General features: G+C 73.6%; 19 protein-coding genes. 8 read left to right on the forward strand and 11 right to left on the reverse strand.

Annotated elements, in window-relative coordinates:
- Window positions 1–45: 45 nt before the first annotated feature.
- Window positions 46–2,277, forward strand: a complete 2,232-nt coding sequence (locus ACIF6L_RS16965) for an MMPL family transporter (protein WP_396488601.1) — start codon at window positions 46–48, stop codon at window positions 2,275–2,277.
- A gap of 63 nt (window positions 2,278–2,340) precedes the next feature.
- Here the strand turns inward: ACIF6L_RS16965 and ACIF6L_RS16970 are convergent, their stop codons facing one another.
- The 3 genes from ACIF6L_RS16970 to ACIF6L_RS16980 form a co-directional block, all read right to left on the reverse strand.
- Complete coding sequence (locus tag ACIF6L_RS16970) at window positions 2,341–4,188, reverse strand: SpoIIE family protein phosphatase (RefSeq protein ID WP_396488599.1); 1,848 nt, start codon at window positions 4,186–4,188, stop codon at window positions 2,341–2,343.
- A 79-nt stretch (window positions 4,189–4,267) separates the two neighbouring features.
- Window positions 4,268–5,035 carry a class I SAM-dependent methyltransferase gene (locus ACIF6L_RS16975; RefSeq protein WP_396488597.1) on the reverse strand — a complete coding sequence of 256 codons (768 nt, stop codon included), beginning with the start codon at window positions 5,033–5,035 and terminating at the stop codon, window positions 4,268–4,270.
- Window positions 5,036–5,613: 578 nt separating this feature from the next.
- Complete coding sequence (locus ACIF6L_RS16980; protein WP_396488595.1) at window positions 5,614–8,592, reverse strand: AfsR/SARP family transcriptional regulator; 2,979 nt, start codon at window positions 8,590–8,592, stop codon at window positions 5,614–5,616.
- Between the two features lie 215 nt (window positions 8,593–8,807).
- Between ACIF6L_RS16980 and ACIF6L_RS16985 the strand changes: the two genes are divergently transcribed.
- Window positions 8,808–9,059: a hypothetical protein gene (locus ACIF6L_RS16985; protein WP_396488593.1), complete on the forward strand. Its 252-nt coding sequence runs from the start codon at window positions 8,808–8,810 to the stop codon at window positions 9,057–9,059.
- Window positions 9,060–9,189: 130 nt separating this feature from the next.
- On the opposite strand, the gene ACIF6L_RS16990 is transcribed toward ACIF6L_RS16985, so the two are convergent.
- Window positions 9,190–9,507: a hypothetical protein gene (locus tag ACIF6L_RS16990; protein ID WP_329489411.1), complete on the reverse strand. Its 318-nt coding sequence runs from the start codon at window positions 9,505–9,507 to the stop codon at window positions 9,190–9,192.
- A 204-nt stretch (window positions 9,508–9,711) separates the two neighbouring features.
- On the opposite strand from ACIF6L_RS16990, the gene ACIF6L_RS16995 reads away from it, so the two are divergent.
- On the forward strand, window positions 9,712–10,470 hold the full coding sequence (locus ACIF6L_RS16995) for a GntR family transcriptional regulator (RefSeq protein WP_396488591.1): 759 nt from the start codon (window positions 9,712–9,714) through the stop codon (window positions 10,468–10,470).
- A 113-nt stretch (window positions 10,471–10,583) separates the two neighbouring features.
- Here ACIF6L_RS16995 and ACIF6L_RS17000 read toward each other — a convergent pair whose 3' ends face one another.
- Window positions 10,584–12,251, reverse strand: a complete 1,668-nt coding sequence (locus ACIF6L_RS17000; protein ID WP_329489413.1) for a fumarate hydratase — start codon at window positions 12,249–12,251, stop codon at window positions 10,584–10,586.
- A gap of 156 nt (window positions 12,252–12,407) precedes the next feature.
- On the opposite strand from ACIF6L_RS17000, the gene ACIF6L_RS17005 reads away from it, so the two are divergent.
- Window positions 12,408–13,145, forward strand: coding sequence for a DUF1707 domain-containing protein (locus ACIF6L_RS17005; protein WP_329489414.1), 738 nt, complete (start codon window positions 12,408–12,410; stop codon window positions 13,143–13,145).
- A gap of 335 nt (window positions 13,146–13,480) precedes the next feature.
- Window positions 13,481–13,822: a WhiB family transcriptional regulator gene (locus tag ACIF6L_RS17010; protein WP_380384783.1), complete on the forward strand. Its 342-nt coding sequence runs from the start codon at window positions 13,481–13,483 to the stop codon at window positions 13,820–13,822.
- 142 nt (window positions 13,823–13,964) lie between these two features.
- Here the strand turns inward: ACIF6L_RS17010 and glpX are convergent, their stop codons facing one another.
- A complete protein-coding gene (gene glpX / locus ACIF6L_RS17015) occupies window positions 13,965–15,005 on the reverse strand; it encodes a class II fructose-bisphosphatase (RefSeq protein ID WP_352289981.1) in 1,041 nt (346 codons plus the stop codon).
- A gap of 216 nt (window positions 15,006–15,221) precedes the next feature.
- Here glpX and ACIF6L_RS17020 point away from each other — a divergent pair, with 216 nt between their 5' ends.
- On the forward strand, window positions 15,222–15,758 hold the full coding sequence (locus tag ACIF6L_RS17020) for a DUF4245 domain-containing protein (protein WP_380384751.1): 537 nt from the start codon (window positions 15,222–15,224) through the stop codon (window positions 15,756–15,758).
- Between the two features lie 96 nt (window positions 15,759–15,854).
- Here the strand turns inward: ACIF6L_RS17020 and ACIF6L_RS17025 are convergent, their stop codons facing one another.
- The 4 genes from ACIF6L_RS17025 to ACIF6L_RS17040 form a co-directional block, all read right to left on the reverse strand.
- Complete coding sequence (locus ACIF6L_RS17025) at window positions 15,855–16,457, reverse strand: malonic semialdehyde reductase (protein WP_329489419.1); 603 nt, start codon at window positions 16,455–16,457, stop codon at window positions 15,855–15,857.
- A 111-nt stretch (window positions 16,458–16,568) separates the two neighbouring features.
- On the reverse strand, window positions 16,569–16,820 hold the full coding sequence (locus ACIF6L_RS17030) for an exodeoxyribonuclease VII small subunit (protein ID WP_396488587.1): 252 nt from the start codon (window positions 16,818–16,820) through the stop codon (window positions 16,569–16,571).
- Between the two features lie 60 nt (window positions 16,821–16,880).
- Window positions 16,881–18,101 carry an exodeoxyribonuclease VII large subunit gene (gene xseA / locus ACIF6L_RS17035; RefSeq protein WP_396488585.1) on the reverse strand — a complete coding sequence of 407 codons (1,221 nt, stop codon included), beginning with the start codon at window positions 18,099–18,101 and terminating at the stop codon, window positions 16,881–16,883.
- A gap of 35 nt (window positions 18,102–18,136) precedes the next feature.
- Window positions 18,137–19,480 carry an APC family permease gene (locus tag ACIF6L_RS17040; protein WP_359806013.1) on the reverse strand — a complete coding sequence of 448 codons (1,344 nt, stop codon included), beginning with the start codon at window positions 19,478–19,480 and terminating at the stop codon, window positions 18,137–18,139.
- Window positions 19,481–19,567: 87 nt separating this feature from the next.
- On the opposite strand from ACIF6L_RS17040, the gene ACIF6L_RS17045 reads away from it, so the two are divergent.
- Window positions 19,568–20,542, forward strand: coding sequence for a 4-hydroxy-3-methylbut-2-enyl diphosphate reductase (locus ACIF6L_RS17045; RefSeq protein ID WP_329489423.1), 975 nt, complete (start codon window positions 19,568–19,570; stop codon window positions 20,540–20,542).
- A gap of 142 nt (window positions 20,543–20,684) precedes the next feature.
- Window positions 20,685–21,434, forward strand: coding sequence for a polyphosphate--glucose phosphotransferase (gene ppgK / locus ACIF6L_RS17050; protein ID WP_329489424.1), 750 nt, complete (start codon window positions 20,685–20,687; stop codon window positions 21,432–21,434).
- Between the two features lie 105 nt (window positions 21,435–21,539).
- Here the strand turns inward: ppgK and ACIF6L_RS17055 are convergent, their stop codons facing one another.
- Window positions 21,540–22,097 (reverse strand): DUF6542 domain-containing protein, encoded by a 558-nt coding sequence (locus ACIF6L_RS17055; RefSeq protein WP_329489425.1) that lies wholly within the window; start codon window positions 22,095–22,097, stop codon window positions 21,540–21,542.
- Between the last annotated feature and the right edge of the window lie 127 nt (window positions 22,098–22,224).

Here is a 22,224-nt window from a genome sequence, read left to right on the forward strand (position 1 = left end):
TGTTCGGGCACCCGCTCGCCGACCGACGTGATCGAGGGTTCACTCATGGCCACGTACCTGTACCGCCTCGGCCGCTACTGCTTCCGTCGCAGGCGCGCCGTGCTCGCCGTCTGGCTCGCCGTGCTGATCGCGGTCGGCGGGGCCGCCGGGGCCTTCGCCGGCAAGACCAGCGACGAGTTCAAGGTGCCCGGCACCGAGGCGCAGAGCACCCTGGACCGCATCAAGGGCACCTTCCCGGAGCAGGGCCACGGCGCGGCCCAGGTGGTCTTCGGCGCCCCGGCGGCCGGCGGCATCACCACCGCGGAGGCGGCCGGGGCCGTCAGCGCGGCGGTCGGCCGGATCGCCGCCGTCCCCGGGGTCGCGGCGGTGCCCGACCCCTACGCCACCGGCGCGCTCTCCCCGGACGGCAGGGTCGCGCTGGCCCTGGTCTCCTTCGACCGCCCGCTCGCGGACGTCACCGACCAGCAGCGCGACGCGGTCCGGGCGGCCGCCGGCCCGGCCGGCGACGCCGGGCTGACCGTTGCCTTCGGCGGCGACGCCTACAACCGGATGGCGCAGGTCGACGGCGGTGAGGCCGTCGGCCTGATGGTGGCCGGCGTGGTCCTGGTGATCACCCTGGGCTCGCTGGTCGCCGCCGGGCTGCCGCTGCTGACCGCCCTGCTCGGGGTCGGGGTGGCGATGGCCGCGCTGCTGGCCCTCTCCGGCTCGTTCGAGATCATCACCACCGCGCCGGTGCTGGCCCTGATGGTCGGCCTCGCGGTCGGCATCGACTACGCCCTGTTCATCCTCTCCCGGCACCGCCGGCACCTCGCCGAGGGCCTGGAGCCGGCGGAGGCGGCGGCCCGCGCCAACGCCACGGCCGGCAGCGCGGTGGTCTTCGCGGGTCTGACCGTGGTGGTCGCGCTCGCCGGGCTCGCCGTCGCCGGGGTGCCGTTCCTGACCGTGATGGGCCTGTCCGCCTCCGGCGCCGTGGTGGTGGCGGTGCTCGTCGCGATCACCCTGCTGCCCGCGCTGCTCGGTTTCGCCGGCCGGGCCATCGACCGGCTGCCGGTCTGGCGGCGGGCGCTGAAGGCCCCCGGCCGGACGACCCTGGGCGAGCGCTGGGCGACCTTCGTGGTGCGCCGCCCGCTGGTCGTGCTGTTCACCGGGCTGGCCGCGCTGGGCGTCCTCGCGGTGCCGGCCGCGAGCCTCAGCCTCGGCCTGCCCGGCGGCGGCTCACAGGCCGCCGGCACCGACGCCCGTACCGCGTACGACCGGATCGGCGAGAGCTTCGGCCCCGGGTTCAACGCACCGCTGGTGGTCGTCGTCGACGCTGGGAGCGCGGCGCGGCCGGAGCAGGCCGTCCAGGGCGTGGCCGCGAAGCTGGGCACCCTGGAGGGGGTGCGGACGCTGCTGCCCCCGACCGTCGACGGGCCGAGCGGCACGGCCCTGCTCACCGTCATCCCGACCACCGGCCCGGACCACGCCGACACCAGGAAGCTGGTCGGGGAGATCCGCGACCAGCGCGACGACCTGCGGGCCTCGACCGGCGCGCGGATCGACGTCACCGGCACCACGGCCGCCAACATCGACGTCTCCGCCAAGCTCGGCGACGCCCTGCCGCCCTTCGTGGCGGTGATCGGCGGCATCGCGCTGGTGCTGCTGGCGCTGGCCTTCCGTTCGGTCCTGGTGCCGCTGAAGGCGGTGGCCGGCTTCCTGCTCAGCATCTCGGCCTCGCTCGGCGCGGTGGTCGCCGTCTACCAGTGGGGCTGGCTGGACGGGCTGATCGACGTGCCGAAGGTGGGCCCGGTGGTGAGCTTCGTGCCGATCCTGCTGATCGCGGTGCTGTTCGGGCTGGCGATGGACTACGAGCTGTTCCTGGTCTCCGGGATGAAGGAGCACCACGTGCACGGCATGGCGCCCCGGGAGGCCGTGGTCGCCGGGGTGAAGAACGGCGCGCGGGTGGTCACTGCGGCCGCCCTGATCATGGTCGCGGTCTTCGGCAGCTTCGTCTTCGGCCACGACCCGATCGTCCAGCCGATCGGCTTCGCGCTGGCGGTGGGCGTGCTGGTGGACGCCTTCGTGGTGCGGATGGCCCTGGTGCCGGCCGCGATGACGCTGTTCGGCAGGGCGGCCTGGTGGTTCCCGAAGTGCCTGGAGAAGGTGGTGCCGCGGGTGGACATGGAGGGCGAGCAGCTGATGGCCCGGCTGGAGTCGGAGCGGGCCGCGCCCGAGGGCACGACCGGGGCCGGGGGCGCCGAGGAGAGCGGCGCGGCGAAGGAGCCGCAGCGGGTCTGACGGGCCCGTCCCGGAGGGCGTCCGGCCACGACGGCCGGGCGCCCTCCGGCGTACCCGGCGGGCCTACGGCAGCCGCTGTTCGAACCAGACGACCTTGCCGGTGCCCAGGCGGGTGGCGCCCCAGCGCTCGGCGCACCTGGCCACTATCTGCAGCCCGCGCCCGCGTTCGTCCTCCGGTCCGGTGCGCTGCGGTCGGGGCAGCAGCGGGCTGTCGTCGCCGACCTCGCAGCGCAGCCGGGAGGTGCGGACCAGGCTCAGGGTGACCGGGCGGGTGGCGTGCTGGACGGCGTTGGTGACCAGCTCGCTGACCATCAACTCGGTTGCCTCGCTGAGCTCTTCGAGCCCCCAGCGGCGCAGTGTGTGGGCGGCCAGCCGGCGGGCCCGGCCGGGCGTCTCGTTGCGCGGCTGGAGGTACCAGTGCGCGACGTCCCCGGCCGGGATGCCGTCGAAGCAGGCGGCCAGCAGCGCGATGTCGTCACCGCGGTCGCCCGGCGGCAGGATCCGCAGCGCCTCCTGGCAGAGCTGCTCGGGGGTGTGCCGCTGGGTGGCGGCCAGCCGGGCCCGGAGCAGCTCCAGTCCGTCGCTGAGCGGGCGGGTGCGGGTCTCCACCAGGCCGTCGGTGAAGAGCAGCAGGGAGGAGCCGGGCGGGGCGGGCAGCTCGACGGAGTTGAAGTCGACCCCGCCGACGCCGATCGGCGCGCCCGAGTCCAGCTCCAGCAGCTCGGCCGTGCCGTCCGGCCCGACGAGCACCGGCGGGACGTGCCCCGCGTTGGCGAGCACCACGCGGTTGGCGATCGGGTCGTAGACCGCGTACACGCAGGTGGCCAGGTGCTGTTCGCGGCCGAGCCGCTGGGCCTGTTCGTCCAGGTGGTAGAGCACCTCGTGCGGGGGCAGGTCGAGCGCGGCCAGGGTCTGGGCGCTGGTGCGGAGCTGGCCCATGATGGCGGCCGAGGTCAGCGAGTGGCCCATCACGTCGCCGACGATCAGCGCCACCCGGTTCCCGGGCAGCGGGACGGCGTCGTACCAGTCCCCGCCGACCTGCGCGCCGCGCTCGCCGGGCAGGTAGCGCTGGGCGAGCCGGACGCCGTGCGGCTGGGGCAGGCGCAGCGGCAGCATGCTGCGCTGGAGCTCGTTGGCTATCTCCCACTCGCGGGCGTACCGCAGGGCGGTGTCCACGGCGAGCCCGGCCTGGGTGGCGAGGTGGGCGGCGGTGGCGGTGTCGGTGGCGTCGAAACTGGGGCGGCCGGTCTTCTCGGGCGGCCGGCGGATCAGCACCAGCAGGCCGAGGACGGCCTTGCGCCCGCGCAGCGGCAGGGCGAGCACCGAGGAGCCCGGGCCGAGCCGGGCCAGCCCGCGCGGGCCGTACAGCTCGCGCAGCAGCTCGGTGGTCCGGTCGGGGCCGGCGGCCGGGGAGCCGGCCGCCCCGAGGACGGCGGCCTCGGCGGGGCGGCGGCTCAGCAGGGTGTGCGCGAGCGCACCGCCCCGGGTGACCGGGGTGGCGGGCCCGGTGTCGGCGGTCGAGCGCGAGCCGTACCGGGTGCCGTAGCGGGAGCCGCGGTGGTCGGAGCCGGTGGTCGGCCGGCCGCGGCGGCCGAGCCGGGTGCCGAGGCTGTGGTGGATCCGCAGGTCGTCGGGGAAACCGGGTTCGCGCTCGACGTTGGGCAGCGGGTCGCGCAGGTGCACGACGGCGGCGTCGGCGAGGGTCGGTACGAGGACGCGGCAGATGTTGCGCAGCGTCGCGGCCAGGTCCAGGGCGCTGTTGATCCGCCGGGTCGCGGAGTCGAGGTAGGCGAGCCGCTCGGCGACCTGTCCGGTGGCGCTCGGCGCGCTCCCCTCCGGGGCCGGTGGCGTGCGGCGCGGGCCCGGGAGGGCAGGCGGCTGTCCGGCCTCGGGTTTGAGCTGGTCGCGCACGGCTGCCTGTCCTGGGATTGATGGGGAGTGGTGGCTCTGCTGGTCCGGCGGTCGGTCGGTGGGGCGGTGTGGCGAACGGTCAGCCGACGCGTCGGCAGCAGAGGAACAGCTGCTCCTCCGGCGGCAGCGAGGTGCTGGCCGGCGCGTACGGATGCCCCGACCGCTCCTCGACCGCGAACCCGGACTCCACCAGGACCCGTTCCAGATCCTCCCGCAGATACCCGCTGATCCGCAGCTCCCGTCCGAGGAACGGCAGTGGAACGTGATCCAGGTCCGCCTCGACCATACCGAGCGCCAGCAGACCGCCGGGCCGCAGGAGCGCGCGCAGCCGGGTCAGCACGGTGGGGATCTCCTCCTGGGGGAGGAGGATGAGGGAGAAGAAGGCGGTGACGGCGTCGAAGGTGCCGCGGCCCCGCGGGCCCAGGTCCGGGAGGTTCCAGGCCCGGTCGGCGCGCCGGGTGGCCAGGTCGTACATGTCGATGCGGTGGAAGGCGGGGGCGAACGGCCCGTTCGGCGCCGCCGCGCGGGCCAGGGTGAGCATGACGTCCGAAAGGTCTATACCGGTGACGCGCATCCCGGCGGCGGTCAGCTGTCGGACGGTCGGGTCGCCGGTGCCGCAGCCGATGTCCAGCACGGCGGCGCCCGGTTCGAGCCGGGCCAGCAGCCGGCGGCCGCAGGCGAGCTGACCGCGCTTGGCGGGGAAGGCCTCTCCGTAGCCGGCGCCGATGGTGTCGAAGGCGACGGCCTGCAGGGCCCGCTCGGCACGGCGGCGCAGGACGTCGGGACCGTCGTCGCCGTCCGCGTCCTCGTCGAGGGGGGACGGGTCGGATATCTGTCCGGTCGTCACGATTGAGAGGCACCTTTCCACCCGGGCCTCCGGTCGGCCGGACGAGGCCGGCCCGCCGTCCTGCCGGCGCCCGCGTTGCCCCGCCGGCCCGCTGCCGGTGGCGGTACGTCACGCTCCCCGCGTCACACTGACTGCACGCTGACACTTTGCACAGGGACACTCTGCACCGCGGGAGCGCCGCCGCGCTGCCGTTTCCGGACGATTCGCCGGACGGGTGCCGTCATGTCTGTACTGGCATCTGAGAATATGCGTGATCACTGCGCCGTGGGGTCCCTTTCCGGCCAACTCGTGACGGTTGGGGTGCTGTGGCCCGGCTTGCGGAAGCACGGGGGGTGCGGGCCGGGGTGGTGCGGTCGGCCGCCGCACGCCGCGGGGCCCGTCGGAGCACGCCCCCGACCTGCGGATCCGTCCGCGTCCGGGGCCGGCAAGGCGACGTTTATCGAACGTCAATCGGCCCGGTGCACAGTGGAGTCCAGCGCCGGGGAAGCGTTGAGGGTGCTCCCGCAGCCGGGGGGCTGCGGGAGCACCGAACGCACGGGGGTCGGCCCCCACGGGGGAAGCACGGGGGTGTGCGGGGCCTACGGCGCGGGGGGAGAGAGGGGCTCGGTGTGCTGCTGGGAGATGAGGTCCGCCACGGGGGAGGCCTCGGGCACACCGAGCCGTGTGAAGATCGCGTGCGCCTCGCGCAGACAGGCCAGCCCGCGGGCCGGCTGGGCCAGGCCGAGCAGCGCCTCGCCGAGGGCGGCGTTGGCGAGGCCCTGGCAGTAGGCGGAGTCCATCTCCTGCCCGATCGCCAGCGACTCCTCGGCCGCCTCGGCCGCGTCCGCGTGCTGGCCGGCGGCGAGCAGGCTCACCCCGAGACGGGCCAGCGTGTAGCCCTCGCGGAGGCGGTTCTGCTGGGAGCGGTAGAGCCGGTGGGCTTCATGGAGGTGGGCGACGGCGGTGCCGGGCGCGCCGCCGGAGGAGAGCACGACGCCCAGCTGGTACAGCGTGTCGGCCAGGCAGGGGCCGTTCTTCGAGGCCCGGGCGCTGGCCACCGCGTCGGTGGCGGAGCGGACGGCGGACCGCGCGTCCCCGACGTCGAGCTGCGCTCGGGCGATGTTGCCCAGCAGCCGGGCCTCGCCGATGGGGGCGCCCACCACCCGGCTGATGGCGAGGGACTGCTCGAAGAAGGGCAACGCCTCGGCGGAGCGGTCGGCGACGCTGAGGATGATGCCCAGGGTGTTGGTGGCCATCGACCGCAGGATGGTCAGGTCGTCGCTGTCCTGGAGGCTCAGGCTCTTCAGCAGCGAACGCTCGGCGCTCTGGAAGTCGTTGGTGACCGACTGCAGGGTGCCGCGGGCGAAGTGCACCCGGGCCAGCACGGCGGAGTCCTGGTACGACTCGGCGTTGTCGTCGGCGACCTCCAGCATCCGCCGGACCCGTGGACCGTGGGTCGGGTCCTCCACCAGGCTGTCCAGGACGATCAGCAGGTCGACGGCGGGTCGCAGCAATTCGCCGGGACCGCTCACGGCGGCCTCGACCAGGCTGAGCAGCACCGCGATCTCGCTGCGCAGCCACGCCTGGGCCGATTCGCCGTCCGACAGGCTGAGACCGGGGGAGTTCAGACCGTTGAGCGGCTCCGGCAGCTGGTCGTCCGGCTCGATCGCCTGGGCGGCGTTGCGGACGGTCGGCAGCATCAGGTCGAGCAGCCGCCGCACCGCGGCGTGCTGCTCCTCGACGTCGCCGATCCGCTCGTTCTTGCGCTGCGCGTAGAGCCGCAGGAGGTCGTGGTACCGGTAGCGGCCCGGAGCGAAGCACTCCAGCATGTTCGCCTCGACGAGCGCCTCGGCGAGGTCCTCGGCAGTGTGCTCGTCGACGCCCAGCAGGGCGGTCACGGACGACAGCGGGAGGTCCGGGGAGTCGATCAGGGAGAGCAGTCGAAAGGCCCGCGCCTCGGGGGCGGAGAGCTGCGCGTAACCCAGTCCGATGGTGGTCTCCACCGCCAGGTTGCCGAGCTGGAGCTCGTCCAGCCTGCGCCGTTGATCGGCTAACCGCCGGGCGAGGTCGGAGACGCTCCAGCGCGGTCGGCTGGCCAGCCGGGCGGCGGCGATCCGGACGGCGAGGGGCAGGAAACCGCAGGCGGTGACCACGGCCATGGAGGCCTCGGGCTCGGCCGTCACGCGCTGCTCGCCGACGATGGCCGAGAAGAGCGTGAGCGCCTCCTCGGGCGTCAGCTCCTCGACGTCGACCAGGTGGGCGCCGGGGATTCCGGCGAGCCGGGACCTGCTGGTGGCCAGCACCGAGCAGCCGGACACCCCGGGGATGAGCGGCTGGATCTGCTGGGCGTCCTGCGCGTTGTCCAGCAGGATCAGCATCCGCCGGCTGGCGAGCAGCGAGCGGTAGAGCGCCGCGCGCTGGTCGAGCGAGTCGGGGGTCTCGGTGACGCCGAGCGCGTGCAGGAAGTCACCGAGCACCACGGCCGGGTCGGCGGGTGAGGCGCCCGCGCCCCGGAGGTCGACGTACAGCTGTCCGTCCGGGAACTCGGCGCGCACCCGGTGCGCCACGTGGACGGCGAGGGTGGTCTTCCCGACGCCGCCGATGCCGGCCAGCGAGGTGACGACCACGGCCTGGCCGGTGGCGTTCATCAGGACGGCGGAGAGGTCGGCGACCAGGTCGGTGCGTCCGCTGAAGTCCGAGACGTCGGCGGGCAGCTGGGCCGGCGGGGTCACCGGGAGCGGCGCGTCCTCCCGGGCGGCGGCGCCGATCGGGGCGACGGCGGGGAGGGTCAGGGCCGGGTCGGCGGCCAGGATGCGGGAGTGCATGGTGGAGAGCCCGGCGCCGGGTTCGACGCCGAGCTCGTCGATCAGCAGCTTCCGGGTGTCCGTGTAGACCCCGAGCGCCTCGGCCTGGCGGCCGCACCGGTAGAGCGCGAGCATCAGCAGCTCGCGCAGCCGCTCCCGGAGCGGGTGTTCGGCGGTCAGGGAGCTCAACTCGCCGACCATGTCGGCGTGCAGGCCGATGTCGAGGGCCACCGCACACCGTTCCTCGGAGACGGTGACGTGCCGTTCGGCCAGGCGCAGCCGCTGGGACTCCGCGTACGGGCCGGGAACGCCGGTCAGCGCCCGGCCGGTCCAGAGGCCGAGCGCGCCCACCAGGAGGCGGTGCGCCTCGTGCAGGTCCCCGGCCACCCGGGCGGCGGTGGCCTCGGACGCCCGGCTCTCGAAGACCGTGACGTCCAGGGCATCGGGCGGAATACGCAGTGCGTACCCGTCACTGACCGATACGAGCAGTTCGGCGGGGCGGCGAATTTCGCGCTTCGGCTCGATGACGGCGCGAAGGCGCGAGATATATGTCCGCAATGCGGCAATGGCCTGCGTCGGGGGCCGATCTCCCCACAGTCCGTCGACGAGATCCTGGGTGGTGACGGGCCGGCCGCCGTGCAGAAGCAGCGCGGTGAGGACGGCCTGTTGCTGCGGCGAGCCGAGGGACACCGGGGCGCCGTCGAGCCAGGCCTGTACGGGACCGAGTACCTGGAAGCGCAGCGCCGACGCGGGCGGCGTCTCCCGAAACTCCATGAATTCCCCCGATGGCCTGTGCTGTCGATTCCGTGAAGGGCGCTCGGCGGTCCGCCGCGTGGTGGCTTCAGCTTAGGCGGAGGGCCGACTCTGCCGGACGAACCGGCAAGCCGCACGATGTTTATCGGACATTTAATCAGCCCTACGATACTGACGGCGTGCCCGCACCAAACCGGTGGGGCGGAAGACATTTGATGACCGAAAGGCGGCCGCCCATGGCCAACGACCAGCGCGACACCCCCGCGTCGACCACGGAGGCCGCTGCGGAGGCGGGCGCGGCCGTCGAGGGCGCGGTGGCCGCGTCCCCGGACCAGGCCGAGTACACCGAGCCGACCGCCGACCGGAAGGCGGACCTGGAGGACGACCTCTTCGGGGGCGAGGCCGACCGGATCGTCGAGCCGGCCGCGCCGAAGACCGAGAAGGACGGGCCGTACGAGCCCCAGGGCGTCATCGCCAGCCGCCCGTAGTCGTTCGGAAGCCGGTGCCCCGTACCCCGCGCTCGGTGGGGCGCGGGGCGCTCGTCGTTCTGCCCGGCGCCGCGTCCCCTCCCGCCGGGGCCACCGCCGGCTCCGTAGCCGGCTCCGGCGGCCGGGCCCGTCAGGCGACCCGGCTCTCGTTGAGGCGCGAGTCCTGGTTTCGGGCGGCGAGCCGGGCGCTCAGCCGGGCCCGGCTCTCCGGCGCGGTCCGGGGGCGGGGCGGCCCGGGTGCCGGGCCGGGGTCGTCGGGGGACGGGTCGGGTGCCGGGCCGACGCGGTCGGGTGGGGCGGTCCACTCGCGGCCGCCGCCCGGGGGCCGCAGGTAGTGCTCTCCGCCGAGGGTGTCCATGTAGATGCCGGTGCGTCCGGTCCTGGTGTCGAGGACGAGTTCACCCACACGCGGTCGGTAGGCCGCGGCGTTGCGCTTACGGGTGCTCACCGCAGTGCTCCTTGCTCTGGTGCGGACGCGGCGGTGGATGCGCCGGTCCTGGTCGCTGTCGGTGCCTGTGTTCTGCTCGGCGACTACCCAGCATCTCTAGAGAAGCTAATATCTCTAGAGATGTCAACGGGCCTGACCGGTCATACCGACATACGGGCGGCCGGCGGTGGGCCTACGATTTCCGCGAGGACGAGGGAGCAGGCGATGGTCGGCAGCAGCGGCGGGAAACAGCCCAAGTACCAGCGGATCGCCGACGCGCTCAAGGCGGCCATCGACACCGGGGAGTACCGCGCCGGCGACCGGCTGCCCGGCGAGAACGACCTCATGGAGACCTACGGCGTGGCCCGGATGACGGCCCGCCAGGCGCTCGGCGTCCTGCAGAGCGAGGGCATCGCCGAGGCGCGCAAGGGCGCCGGGGTCTTCGTCCGGGACTTCCGGCCGCTGCGGCGGCGCGGCATCCAGCGGCTCGCGCAGGGGCAGTGGGGGTCGGGACGGTCCATATGGTCGGCGGACATCGACAACCGGACGCTGGTGGTGGACCAGGTGTCGGTCACCGAGCAGGGCGCGCCGGAGCACGTGGCGCGGGTGCTCGGGGTCGATCCGGGGGCGCCGATGTGCGTGCGGCACAGACGGTTCGTGCTGGACGGCAAGCCGGTGCTGCTCTCCACGTCCTACCTGCCGGCGGAGCTGGTCGCCGGGACGGCGATCACCCGGGAGGACACCGGGCCGGGCGGCACCTACGCGCGGCTGGCCGAGATCGGCGCCAAGCCGGTGCACTTCCGCGAGGAGGTCCGGTCGCGGATGCCCAGCGCGGAGGAGGGCGTCCGGCTGGAGCTGTCGGTGGGCACGCCGGTCATCCTGATATGCCGCACCGCCTTCGCCGACGAGGGCCAGGTCGTCGAACTCAACGAGATGACGCTCGACGCGGCGTCCTACGTGCTGGAGTACGACTTCGACGCCTGAGCGCCCGCGTGCCTGACTGCGTGAGCGCCCCGCGCGCGCCCGCCCCGGTCGCGGAGTTCGCGGCCGGGGCGGGCGGTCGGAGTGGTCAGGGCGGGCGGCGGAGCGCCCGGCCGCTACTCCTTGGAGCGCACCCGCAGGCTGGTGATCAGCGGGCCCTCGGTGGTCTCGCGGAAGAAGTCGTTGCCCTTGTCGTCCACCACGATGAAGGCCGGGAAGTCCACGACCTCGATGCGCCAGACGGCCTCCATGCCCAGCTCCGCGTACTCCAGCACCTCGACCTTCTTGATGCAGTCCTGGGCCAGCCGGGCCGCCGGGCCGCCGATGGAGCCGAGGTAGAAGCCGCCGTGCGCGGCGCAGGCGTCGGTGACCTGCTTGCTGCGGTTGCCCTTGGCGAGCATCACCATCGAGCCGCCGGCCGCCTGGAACTGGTCGACGTAGGAGTCCATCCGGCCGGCCGTGGTGGGGCCGAAGGAGCCGGAGGCGAAGCCCTCGGGGGTCTTGGCCGGGCCGGCGTAGTAGACCGGGTGGTCCTGGAGGTACTTGGGCATGCCCTCGCCGGCGTCCAGCCGCTCCTTGATCTTGGCGTGCGCGATGTCGCGCGCGACCACGAGCGTGCCGGTGAGCGAGAGCCGGGTCTTGACCGGGTACTTGGACAGCTCGCTCCGGATCGCGGCCATCGGCTGGTCGAGGTCGATGCGCACCACGTCGTCGTCGAGGTGCTCGTCGGTGGTGTCCGGCAGGTACTTCGCCGGGTCGGTCTCCAACTGCTCCAGGAAGACGCCCTCGGCGGTGATCTTGCCCAGCGCCTGGCGGTCGGCCGAGCAGGAGACGGCCATCGCGACCGGCAGCGAGGCGCCGTGCCGCGGCAGCCGGACGACGCGCACGTCGTGGCAGAAGTACTTGCCGCCGAACTGCGCGCCGATGCCGATCCGCTGGGTGAGCTCGGTGACCTTGGCCTCCAGGTCCAGGTCCCGGAACCCGTGCCCGGTACGGGCGTTGCCCTCGGTCGGCAGGTTGTCCAGGTAGTGCGCGGAGGCGTACTTGGCGGTCTTCAGCGCGAACTCCGCGCTGGTGCCGCCGATCACGATGGCCAGGTGGTACGGCGGGCAGGCGGCGGTGCCGAGCGAGCGGATCTTCTGCTCCAGGAACGAGAGCATGCTGGCCTCGTTCAGGATCGCCTTGGTCTCCTGGTACAGGTACGACTTGTTGGCCGAGCCGCCGCCCTTGGCCATGAACAGGAACTTGTAGGCGTCGCCGTCGGTCGCGTACAGCTCGATCTGGGCCGGCAGGTTGTTGCCGGTGTTCTTCTCGTCCCACATGGTCACGGGGGCCATCTGCGAGTACCGCAGGTTGAGCTTGGTGTACGCGTCGTAGACGCCGTGCGCGATCGCGCTCTCGTCGCCGCCCCGGGTCAGCACGGACTGGCCGCGCTTGCCCATGACGATCGCGGTACCGGTGTCCTGGCACATCGGCAGGATGCCGCCGGCCGAGATGTTGACGTTCTTCAGCAGGTCCAGCGCGACGAAGCGGTCGTTCGGGCTGGCCTCCGGGTCGTCCAGGATGCGCCGCAGCTGGGCGAGGTGGGCGGGGCGCAGGTAGTGCGAGATGTCGTGCATCGCCTCGGCGGTGAGCAGCCGCAGGGCCTCGGGCTCGACCTGGAGGAAGGTGCGACCGCCGGCCTCGAAGGTGGAGACACCCTCGGAGGTCAGCTTGCGGTACGGGGTCGGGTCAGCGCCCAGGGGGAGCAGGTCGCTGTACTCGAAATCCGGCGTGGGAGCCATGGGGGCGGTCCTTAGTGTTCCAGTGATGCGGCTGCGTCGGCGAAGCACCCTCAAGGGTAGGACCCGCCGGAACGTCGCACGCGGACAGGTCGGCCTGCGTGACCGGGGTCACTCGTACACGCGTACGGGACTTGCCCGGTTGACTAGGCTTGGGCCGTGGACAACTCGCCGTCGCAGGACGACCAGGGGCAGTCGCCCGTAGCCATCACCAAGCCGGGGGGCGAGCCGCCCGCCCGGGTCGACCGGACCCCGGTCGCCGAGGCCGAGATGCGGGCCTCGGACGCCGACCGCGAACGGGTCGCGGAGCTGTTGCGCGACGCCTATGCCGAGGGCCGCCTGAACGTGGACGAGCACGCCGAGCGGATCGAGGCCGCCTACGGGGCCAAGACGCTGGGCGACCTCGTGCCGCTCACCCGGGACCTCCCCGCGCACCGGTCGATCTCCTTCGAGAAGGCCCCGCTGGGCGCGCCGGAGGCCCGGCCGTCCGGCCCGGTGCGGCTGCCGGCGCGGCACGAGGCGCCGACCATGGTGGCGATCTTCGGCGGGGCCTCCCGCCGGGGCCGCTGGCGGGTCGGCTCGCACCTGCGGGCGGTCGCGGCGTTCGGCGGGGTCGAGATCGACCTGACGGATGCCGTCTTCGAGTCGCCCGAGGTGGAGATCGAGGTGATCGCCATCTTCGGCGGCGTCGAGATCAAGGTGCCGGAGAACGTCAGCCTGCACGGCAGCGGGGTCGGCATCTTCGGTGGCTTCGACGTCAAGGAGCAGACCGCGGCCGACCCGTACGCGCCGGTCGTCCGGGTCAAGGGCGCCGCGGTGTTCGGGGGTTGCGAGGCGAAGCCGCGCAAGGGCAAAAAGCTCAAGGAGTGGGTGCGCAAGCAGCTCGGCACCGACTAGGGGCCCGCTGCGGGCCGCTGACCAGCGCAGGGCCGGACCGAGTGCCCGGGCGGGAACAACTCCCGCCCGGGCACTCGGTGTTGCGGCGAGTGCAGGCTGTAGTCGATTGCGTGCAGTGTGCATGAATCGCGGTGCGGCAGGGTAGTTCCTCTCGCACATCGCTTCTTGTACGGCTGCGCACCGGAGGCGGCCTGAGGCCGGCTCGGGGGGTGAAGAGCGGGGGCTCGCAGCCGGACAGGGGAGCGAGCTTCCCCGTGTCCGAGAGCCTCGTCAGGAGTACGGCCGTGCTGCATCCGATCGAGTCCCGCACCACTTCGCCCGTCGCCGCCGCCCGGGTGCTGGAGCGCCCGCCGGTTGCCCAGTCGCAGGGCGACGACAATCCCTGGCACACCGGCGCGGCCTGCCGGCGGGACGAGGTGGGCCTGTTCTTCGCCCCTTCCAAGGAGCCGACGGCGGCCCGGCTCTCGCGCGAGGAGCAGGCGAAGCAGGTCTGCGCGCGCTGCCCGGTGCTGCTGGAGTGCCGCGAGCACGCGCTGGCGCAGCCGGAGCCGTACGGGGTGTGGGGCGGGCTGACGGCCGCCGAGCGCCGGGTGGTGCTGGCCCGCCGGCGGCGCCGGGAGACGGACCTGCACGAGGCCGCCCGGATCCCGGCCGCCCGCAGCCGCATCGCGGGCTGACCGGGCTGACCGGGCGACGGGCGGTACGCGAGACGCCCGGTGGTACACGAGCAGCGCCCCGCGGTACGCGAACGCCCCGCGGCTTCGGCGAAGGGGGATTTCGCCGAAGCCGCGGGGCGGTGGAACGCGGCCGGGAGCCGGTTCAGTTGGCGCGGTCGAAGTCGATCGCGCTGTACGCCCGCAGCTTGGACAGCTTGTGGGTCGAGTGGATCTCCCGGATCGTGCCGCTCTTGGAGCGCATCACCAGCGAGCTGGTGGTGGCGGTCTCCTGGCGGTAGTGCACGCCGCGCAGCAGCTCGCCGTCGGTGATGCCGGTGGCGACGAAGAACACGTTCTCGCCGCTGACCAGGTCGTCGGTGGTGAGCACCCGGTCCAGGTCGTGGCCCGCGTCGAGGGCCTTCTGGCGCTCGGCCTCGTCCTTGGGCCAGAGCCGGCCCTGGATGACGCCGCCCATGCACTTCATCGCGCACGCCGCGATGATGCCCTCGGGGGTGCCGCCGATGCCCATCAGGAGGTCGACGCCGGTGCCCTCGCGGGCCGCCATGATGGCGCCGGCCACGTCGCCGTCGGAGATGAACTTGATCCGGGCACCCGCCTCGCGGATCTCCTGGACCAGGCCCTCGTGGCGCGGCCGGTCGAGGATGACCACGGTGACGTCCTCGACGGCGCTGCCCTTGGCCTTGGCGACCCGGCGGATGTTGACGGCCGCCGGGGCGGTGATGTCGACGAACTCGGCGGCCTCCGGGCCGGCCACGAGCTTGTCCATGTAGAACACGGCGCTCGGGTCGAACATGGTGCCGCGGTCGGCCACGGCCAGCACGGCCACGGCGTTGTTCATGCCCTTGGCGGTCAGGGTGGTCCCGTCGACCGGGTCCACCGCGACGTCGCACTCGGCGCCGGTGCCGTCGCCGACCCGCTCGCCGTTGTAGAGCATCGGTGCTTCGTCCTTCTCGCCCTCGCCGATGACGACGACACCGTTCATGGAGACGGTGGAGACGAGGGTGCGCATGGCCTTGACGGCGGCGCCGTCGGCGCCGTTCTTGTCGCCACGGCCGACCCAGCGGCCGGCGGCCATCGCGGCCGCCTCGGTGACCCGGACGAGCTCGAGCGCGAGGTTCCGGTCCGGAGCCTCGGGAGCGACCTCAAGGGCGCTGGGGAGATTGTGCGGGTACTGCGTGGTCATCGTCGTTACCTCTCTGTACGCGACGGCCAGTAAGCGCCCGACTACTGCCAGGTCGAACGCCGTGGTGAGGGTCCTGCGATCGTATCTGCCCAAGAGATGACTGTCTGTGGCGCGGGTCGCCACCCCCGGTCGGAATCGGCCCGTTCGTCCCGGATCACCCGTACGTGGGCACCCCCGGGTGCCGGTGTCCCGTCAGGGATGAGTCACCATGTGGGGGTGGCTGGAGAGAGCAAGGGCATGAGGAGCCGGCAGTCGGTACGGGACATGGTCCTGTCGATGCTGGCCGTCGGTTTGGTGGTCTGGGTCGGGTACCTGTTCCTGCCGCACGACGCCGGTGGCGACGGGGTGCGCACGGTCGAGTACAAGGTGGCCGCGGCCTCGGCGAAGCGCGCCGCACCGTACCCGCTGCTCGCCCCGGAGGGCCTCTCCGACAAGTGGCGGGCCACCTCGGTCAAGTACGACCCGGCGTCGCTGGGCGGCGGCCGGGGCAACGCCTGGCACCTGGGCTTCGTCACCCCCGCCGGTCAGTACGCGGCGGTCGAGCAGAGCGACATCGCCCCGGGCTCGCTGGTCGGCTCGCTGGTGGCCGACGGCAAGCCGGACGGCAGCTCCGAGGTGGCCGGGCGGGTCTGGGAGCGGATCCAGGGCGGCAAGTCCCGCGCGCTCACCTTCCAGAGCGGCGGCGGCACCACCGTGCTCACCGGCACCGCCTCGTACGAGGAGCTGGCCGAGCTGGCGCAGGCGCTCAAGTAGCCAAGCGGCGGGCGGAGCCAGCCGCCCGCCGGCGGCGGAACACGCGGAAGGGCCCGCACCGGTCGAACGGTGCGGGCCCTTCCTGCGTGCCACCGGTCAGACGGTGGTGACGACCTCGTCGTAGGCCAGGCGCGGCGAACGCGGGAACCAGGCGTCCTCGCCCGGCTTGCCGATGTTCACCACGGCCAGCACCGAGTGCTCGCCGTCGGCGAAGAACTCCTTGTTGATGCCCTCGGCGTTGAAGCCGGTCATCGGGCCGGCGGCCAGGCCCGCGGCGCGCACGCCGATGATGAAGTAGCCGGCCTGCAGGGCGCCGTTCAGCACCGCGGAGGACTCGCGCACCGGACGCTCGGTGAAGAAGAGGTCCTTGGCCTGCGGGAAGTGCGGCAGCTGGGTCGGCAGCTCCTCGTGGAACTCGTTGTCCACGGCCAGGATGGCGACCAGCGGCGCGGCGGCGGTCTTCGCCTTGTTGCCGTCCGCCAGGTGCTGGACGAGGCGCTCGCGGCCCTCCGCCGAGCGGACCAGGACGACGCGCAGCGGCTGCTGGTTGAACGCGGTCGGGCCGAACTTCACCAGCTCGTAGATGGCCTGGATCTGCTCCTCGGAGACCGGCTCGTCGGTGAAGGTGTTCGCCGTGCGGGCGTCACGGAACAGCAGGTCCTGAGCGGCGGCGTCGAGTACCAGGGCGTCGGTGGTCATGCTTGTCTGCACCTCATGCGGGACGGGGTTCGTCGGTCGACCGGCGGCGCCGATCACTGGATCCCAACATGAGTGAAGATTCAACTGTTCCCCGGCGGCGTGTGATACGTGTCACTCCGAGGCGGCCCCGCCCTCCTCGGCGGCCAGCGCGGCGTCCAGCCGGGCCCGGGCGCCGTCCAGCCAGCGCTGGCAGACCTTCGCCAGCTGCTCGCCGCGCTCCCAGAGGGCCAGCGACTCCTCCAGCGACGTGCCGCCGTTCTCCAGCTGCCGGACGACCTCCAGCAGCGCGTCCCGGGCATGCTCGTACCCCAGCGCGTCGTCGGGGGTCCGCGGCGCCGCCTCCACCTGCTCCTGCTCAGCCATGGAGCCAGCGTAGGGCGTGACGCGGACAGCGCCGTCCCGCCGCCGCCCGCGCGGCCAGGGCTAGGGCTTGGCCTTGGGGCCGGCCGTCACGTCGAAGCCGCCGCCCGCCACCCGGGCGTGCAGCGCGTCACCCGCCTCGACCTGGGCCGGATCGGTCACCACCGTGCCGTCCGCGCGCTGCAGCACCGCGTAGCCGCGCTCCAGGGTGGCCGCGGGGGAGAGGGCGACCACCCGGGCCAGGGTGTGCCCGAGGTCGCTCTGCGCGTGGTCCAGCCGGTGCCCGAGGGTGCGCCTGGCCCGCTCCAGCAAGGCCTCCACCTCCTGGCCGCGGCCGTCCAGCATCCGGCGCGGCGCGGCCAGCGCCGGGCGGCTTCGGACGCCGTCCAGCCCGTGCTGCTCCCGTTCGACCCGGCCGAGCACCTGCCGCCGGGCCCGGTCGCGCAGGGTCAGGACCTTCGTCAGCTCCTCGCCGACGTCCGGCACCACCCGTTTGGCCGCATCGGTCGGGGTGGAGGCGCGCAGGTCGGCGACGAAGTCCAGCAGCGGCTGGTCCGGCTCGTGCCCGATCGCGCTGACCACCGGCGTCCGGGCGGCCGCGACCAGCCGCACCAGGGCCTCGTCCGAGAACGGCAGCAGGTCCTCCACGCTGCCGCCGCCCCGGGCCACGATGATCACGTCCACCTCGGGGTGGTCGTCCAGCTCGCGCACCGCCGCGCCGACCCGCTCCACCGCGCTGACGCCCTGCACCGGCACGTTGCGCACCTCGAAGCGGACGGCCGGCCAGCGCCGCCGGGCGACCTCCAGGACGTCCCGCTCGGCGGCCGAGCCGCGCCCGGTGACCAGGCCGACGCACTGCGGCAGGAACGGCAGGGGCCGCTTGCGCTCGGCCGCGAACAGGCCCTCCCCGGCGAGGCGCCGCTTCAGCTGCTCCAGCCGGGCCAGCAGCTCGCCGAGCCCCACCAGCCGGATCTCGGCGGCCCGCAGCGACAGCTGGCCGCGCGCCCCGTACCACTCCGGCTTGGCGTGCACGATGACCCGCGAGCCCTCCTGCACCGCGTCGGCGACCTCGTCGAAGACGGAGCGGAAGCACGTCACCGTCAGGGAGACGTCCGCCTGCGGGTCGCGCAGGGTCAGGAACACCACCCCCGCGCCCGGCCGCCGGCTGAGCTGGGTGATCTGGCCCTCCACCCAGACCGCGCCGAGCCGGTCGATCCAGCCGCCGATCAGCGCGGAGACCTTGCCGACCGGGAGCGGGGCTTCGGGGGAGCTGGTGTTGGCCATGCGTATGAGGCTAGCGGCGGATGCCGACAGGGAGGTCAGCGGCGGACACCGGCGGCCGCGGCCCCCTGGACCAGCAGCACGACGAGCCCGACCGCCAGCCAGACGGCCCCGGTGAGCTGCGCGGTGGACGAGGCCTCGTAGACCACCGCGCCGATCACCGCGATGCCCAGCAGCGGCGCCACCAGGTGCCGCGCCCAGTCCCGCGAGCCGTGCTTCACCACGTACCAGCCGATCACCGAGGCGTGCAGCAGCGCGAAGGCCGTCAGCGCGCCGACGTTGACCACCGAGGTCAGCTGGTCCAGCCCGTCGTCCCGGTTCGCCGCCCAGACGGCCGCACCCATCGTGATCACCGCGGCCACCAGCAGCGCCCGGCGCGGCACCGCCGAGTCGGGGTCCACCGCGGCCAGGAAGCGCGGCAGCCGCCCCTCCCGTCCCATCGCGAAGACCAGCCGCCCGGCGGCCGCCTGCCCGGCCAGCGCTGCGAAGGCCGCGCCGATCGCCTTGCTCGCCGCCACCAGCACGTGCAGCCAGTGCCCGACCCCGCGCTCCACCGTGTCGTAGAAAGCCGAGCCCTGGGCGGCCGGATCCGCCGCCAGCTGCTGCGGGGTCAGCGGCTCCAGCAGCGCCGCCAGGTACGTCTGCAGCACGAACAGCACCCCGGCCAGGGCCAGGCACCAGAGCACCGCCCGTGCCACCGCGGCGGAGGCGCCGACCGCCTCCTCCACGAAGGTGGCGATCGCGTCGAAACCCAGGTACGACAGGACGGCCACCGAGACGGCCGAGATCACGGCCGTCGGCGAGAAGCCGCCGACGGCCGTGAACGGCGTGCCCCAGCCGCGCTGCGCCCCGTCCCGGGCCAGCACCACCACGGCCGCCACCACGAAGACCGCCAGCACCGCGATCTCCAGCGCCAGCACCGCCAGGCCGACCACCGCCGCCGTCCGCACCCCGGCCAGGTTGAGCGCGGTGGTGACCACCACTGCCAGCGCCGTCCACACCCAGCGCGAGACGTCCGGGACCAGCGAGTTCAGGGCGATGCCGGAGAAGAGGTACGCCACCGCCGGGATCAGCAGGTAGTCCAGCATCGCCATCCAGCCGGCGATGAACCCCGGACCCTCGCCCAGCCCGGCCCGCGCGTAGGCGAACACCGAGCCGGTCCGCGGCACCGCCCGCACCATCTGGGCGTACGAGAGCGCGGTGAATCCCATCGCGACCGTGGCGGCCAGATAGACGGCCGCCACCGCGCCGTGGCTCTTGGCGTCCAGCACACCGAACACACCGACCGGGGCCATCGGGGCGATGAACAGGAGCCCGTAGACCATCAGATCGCGCACGCCCAGGCTGCGCCGCAGGCCGCCGTCGTCGACTCGATCGCTCATCACGTCCACATTTGAGCACCGGTGACCGGATCCGGCTCGAAGGCGCCTTCCGTCGGCGCGGCTCGCCGCCGCCCGTACGATGGAGCCATGTCCAACACCGCGCAGCGCCGTGTCCTGCTCGCCGCCCCCCGGGGCTACTGCGCGGGCGTCGACCGCGCCGTGATCGCCGTGGAGAAGGCCCTGGAGCAGTACGGGGCGCCGATCTACGTCCGCAAGCAGATCGTCCACAACAAGTACGTGGTGCAGACCCTGGAGAAGCGGGGCGCGATCTTCGTCGACGAGACGGAGGAGGTGCCCGAGGGTTCGATCGTGGTGTTCTCCGCGCACGGCGTCGCGCCGTCCGTCCACGACGAGGCCAAGGAGGGCCGGCTCGCCACCATCGACGCCACCTGCCCCCTGGTCACCAAGGTGCACAAGGAGGCCGTCCGCTTCGCCGACGAGGGCTTCGACATCCTGCTGGTGGGCCACGAGGGCCACGAGGAGGTCGTCGGCACCATGGGCGAGGCTCCGGACCGGATCCACCTGGTGGACGGTGCCGAGGACGTCGCCAACGTCGAGGTCCGCGACGAGTCCAAGGTCGTCTGGCTCTCCCAGACCACGCTCTCGGTGGACGAGACCATGGCCACCGTCGGCGAGCTGAAGAAGCGCTTCCCGCTGCTGGTCAGCCCGCCCAGCGACGACATCTGCTACGCCACCCAGAACCGCCAGGTCGCCGTCAAGCAGATGGCGTCCGAGACGGACCTGCTGATCGTGGTCGGCTCCAGGAACTCCTCCAACTCGGTCCGCCTGGTCGAGGTCGGCCTGGAGTACGGCGCCAAGGCCGCCCACCTGGTGGACTTCGCCGACGAGATCCAGGAGTCCTGGCTGGACGGCGTCACCACGGTCGGCCTGACCAGCGGCGCCTCGGTGCCGGAGATCCTGGTCGACGGCGTCCTGGAGTGGCTGGCCGCGCGCGGCTACGGCGACGTGTCGACCGTCAAGACCGCCGAGGAGCACCTGACCTTCTCGCTGCCCAAGGAACTCCGCCGCGACCTGCGCGCCGAGGCCGCCGGCAAGCTGTAACGGACCTTCCGGGAACCCGGTGCCCCGCGCGGGCGCCGGGTTTTCCGCTGCGCGCGGCCGTGCGCGCCCGGCCGCGCTCTCGTAGTTTTGTACACAGCTGTGCACAGGCCTGTGGACAACGGTTACGCGGAGGGCGGTCGTCATGACGGCGGTATTCGGTGTGGACATCGGCGGTTCGGGCATCAAGGGTGCTCCCGTCGACCTCGCCCGGGGCGTGCTCGCCCAGGAGCGGCACAAGGTCCTCACCCCGCAGCCCTCGGCCCCGGAGGCCGTGGTCGCCGCCGTCCGCGAGGTGGTCCGGCACTTCGACCACCAGGGACCGGTCGGGCTGACCTTCCCCGGGGTGGTGGTGAACGGTCAGACCAGAACGGCGGCCAACGTCGACAAGGGCTGGATCGGCCTGGACGCGGCGGGCCTGTTCCGCGAGGCGCTCGACCTGCCGGCCGTGGTGCTCAACGACGCCGACGCGGCGGGTCTCGCCGAGACCGTCCACGGGGCCGGCCGCGACCAGCAGGGCGTCGTCCTCGTGCTGACCTTCGGCACCGGCATCGGCAGCGCGCTCTTCGTGGACGGCGCACTGGTGCCCAACACCGAGCTGGGCCACCTGGAGCTGCGCGGCAAGGACGCCGAGCGGCGGGCCTCCTCGGCCGCCAAGGAGCGGCACGACCTGAGCTGGGAGCAGTGGGCCGGGCGGGTCGACGAGTACCTCGACCTGGTGGAGATGCTCTTCTCGCCGCAGCTGATCGTGATCGGCGGCGGGGTGAGCCGCAAGCACGAGAAGTTCCTGCCGGTGCTGCGCGAGCGCGAGGCGCGGGTGGTCCCGGCCGAGCTGCGCAACGACGCGGGGATCGTCGGCGCGGCCATGGCGGCGGCCCGGGCCTCCACCGGCTGACCGGTCCGGCCTTCGCGGCCGCGTACGGTGCCGGGTCGGGGAGTGGGCCGGGGCGGGTCGGGCCGGGACGGGGGCGGGAAGTCGGCCGGTCCGACGTCCCACTCCTCAGCGGTCGCGGTGGATCCGCCGCTGGGCCACGAAGCGGGCGAGCACGATGGCCGCGGCCAGGCCGGTGCCGGTGAAGAGCCAGCCGGCCCGCGTCGCGAGACCGGTCGCCAGCGCCACCACCTGGGCCGTCAGGCCCGAGGAGGTGACCGGGCCGAGCAGCAGCAGGGCGACGGCGAAGGCGATCGGGCCGCTGATCGGGGCGGCCAGCAGGTCGGCGAAGCGCACTCGGACGGCCAGCTGGAAGCAGATGACCAGGTAGCCGATGCCGAACAGCACCCCGAGACCGCCGAAGAGCATCCGGTCCACGCCCGCCAGGGCGACGGTCGCGACCGTCGCGGCCACGCCGGTGCCGATCGCGGTCAGCCGGGTCGGCCGCCCGGTGCGCCGGCGCCCGTAGAGCCGGCTGTCCGGGTGGCCGCCGCGGCGGGCGCCGCCCCGTTCGCCGCCGCGGGCGTCGTCCCGGGCGTCCTCGCGCTCGCCGGTGCGCGGTCCGAACGGCAGGCGCAGCCCGGTCCGGCCCGCGCCCGGGCGGCCGCGCTCGGCTCCGCCGGCCACGGCGCGTAGCCGGGAGGCGGGTGCGGCGGCGGAGCCCTCGTCGGTCTCGGGGGCCCGCCCGGGCCCGGGGACGGCGGCCCCGGCCGCGCCGTTAGGCGGTCGGCGTCTGGGCCCTGGCGGCTGAGTT

Origin of the sequence: Kitasatospora sp. NPDC086009, assembly GCF_044540385.1 — a bacterium.
Taxonomy (GTDB): domain Bacteria; phylum Actinomycetota; class Actinomycetes; order Streptomycetales; family Streptomycetaceae; genus Kitasatospora.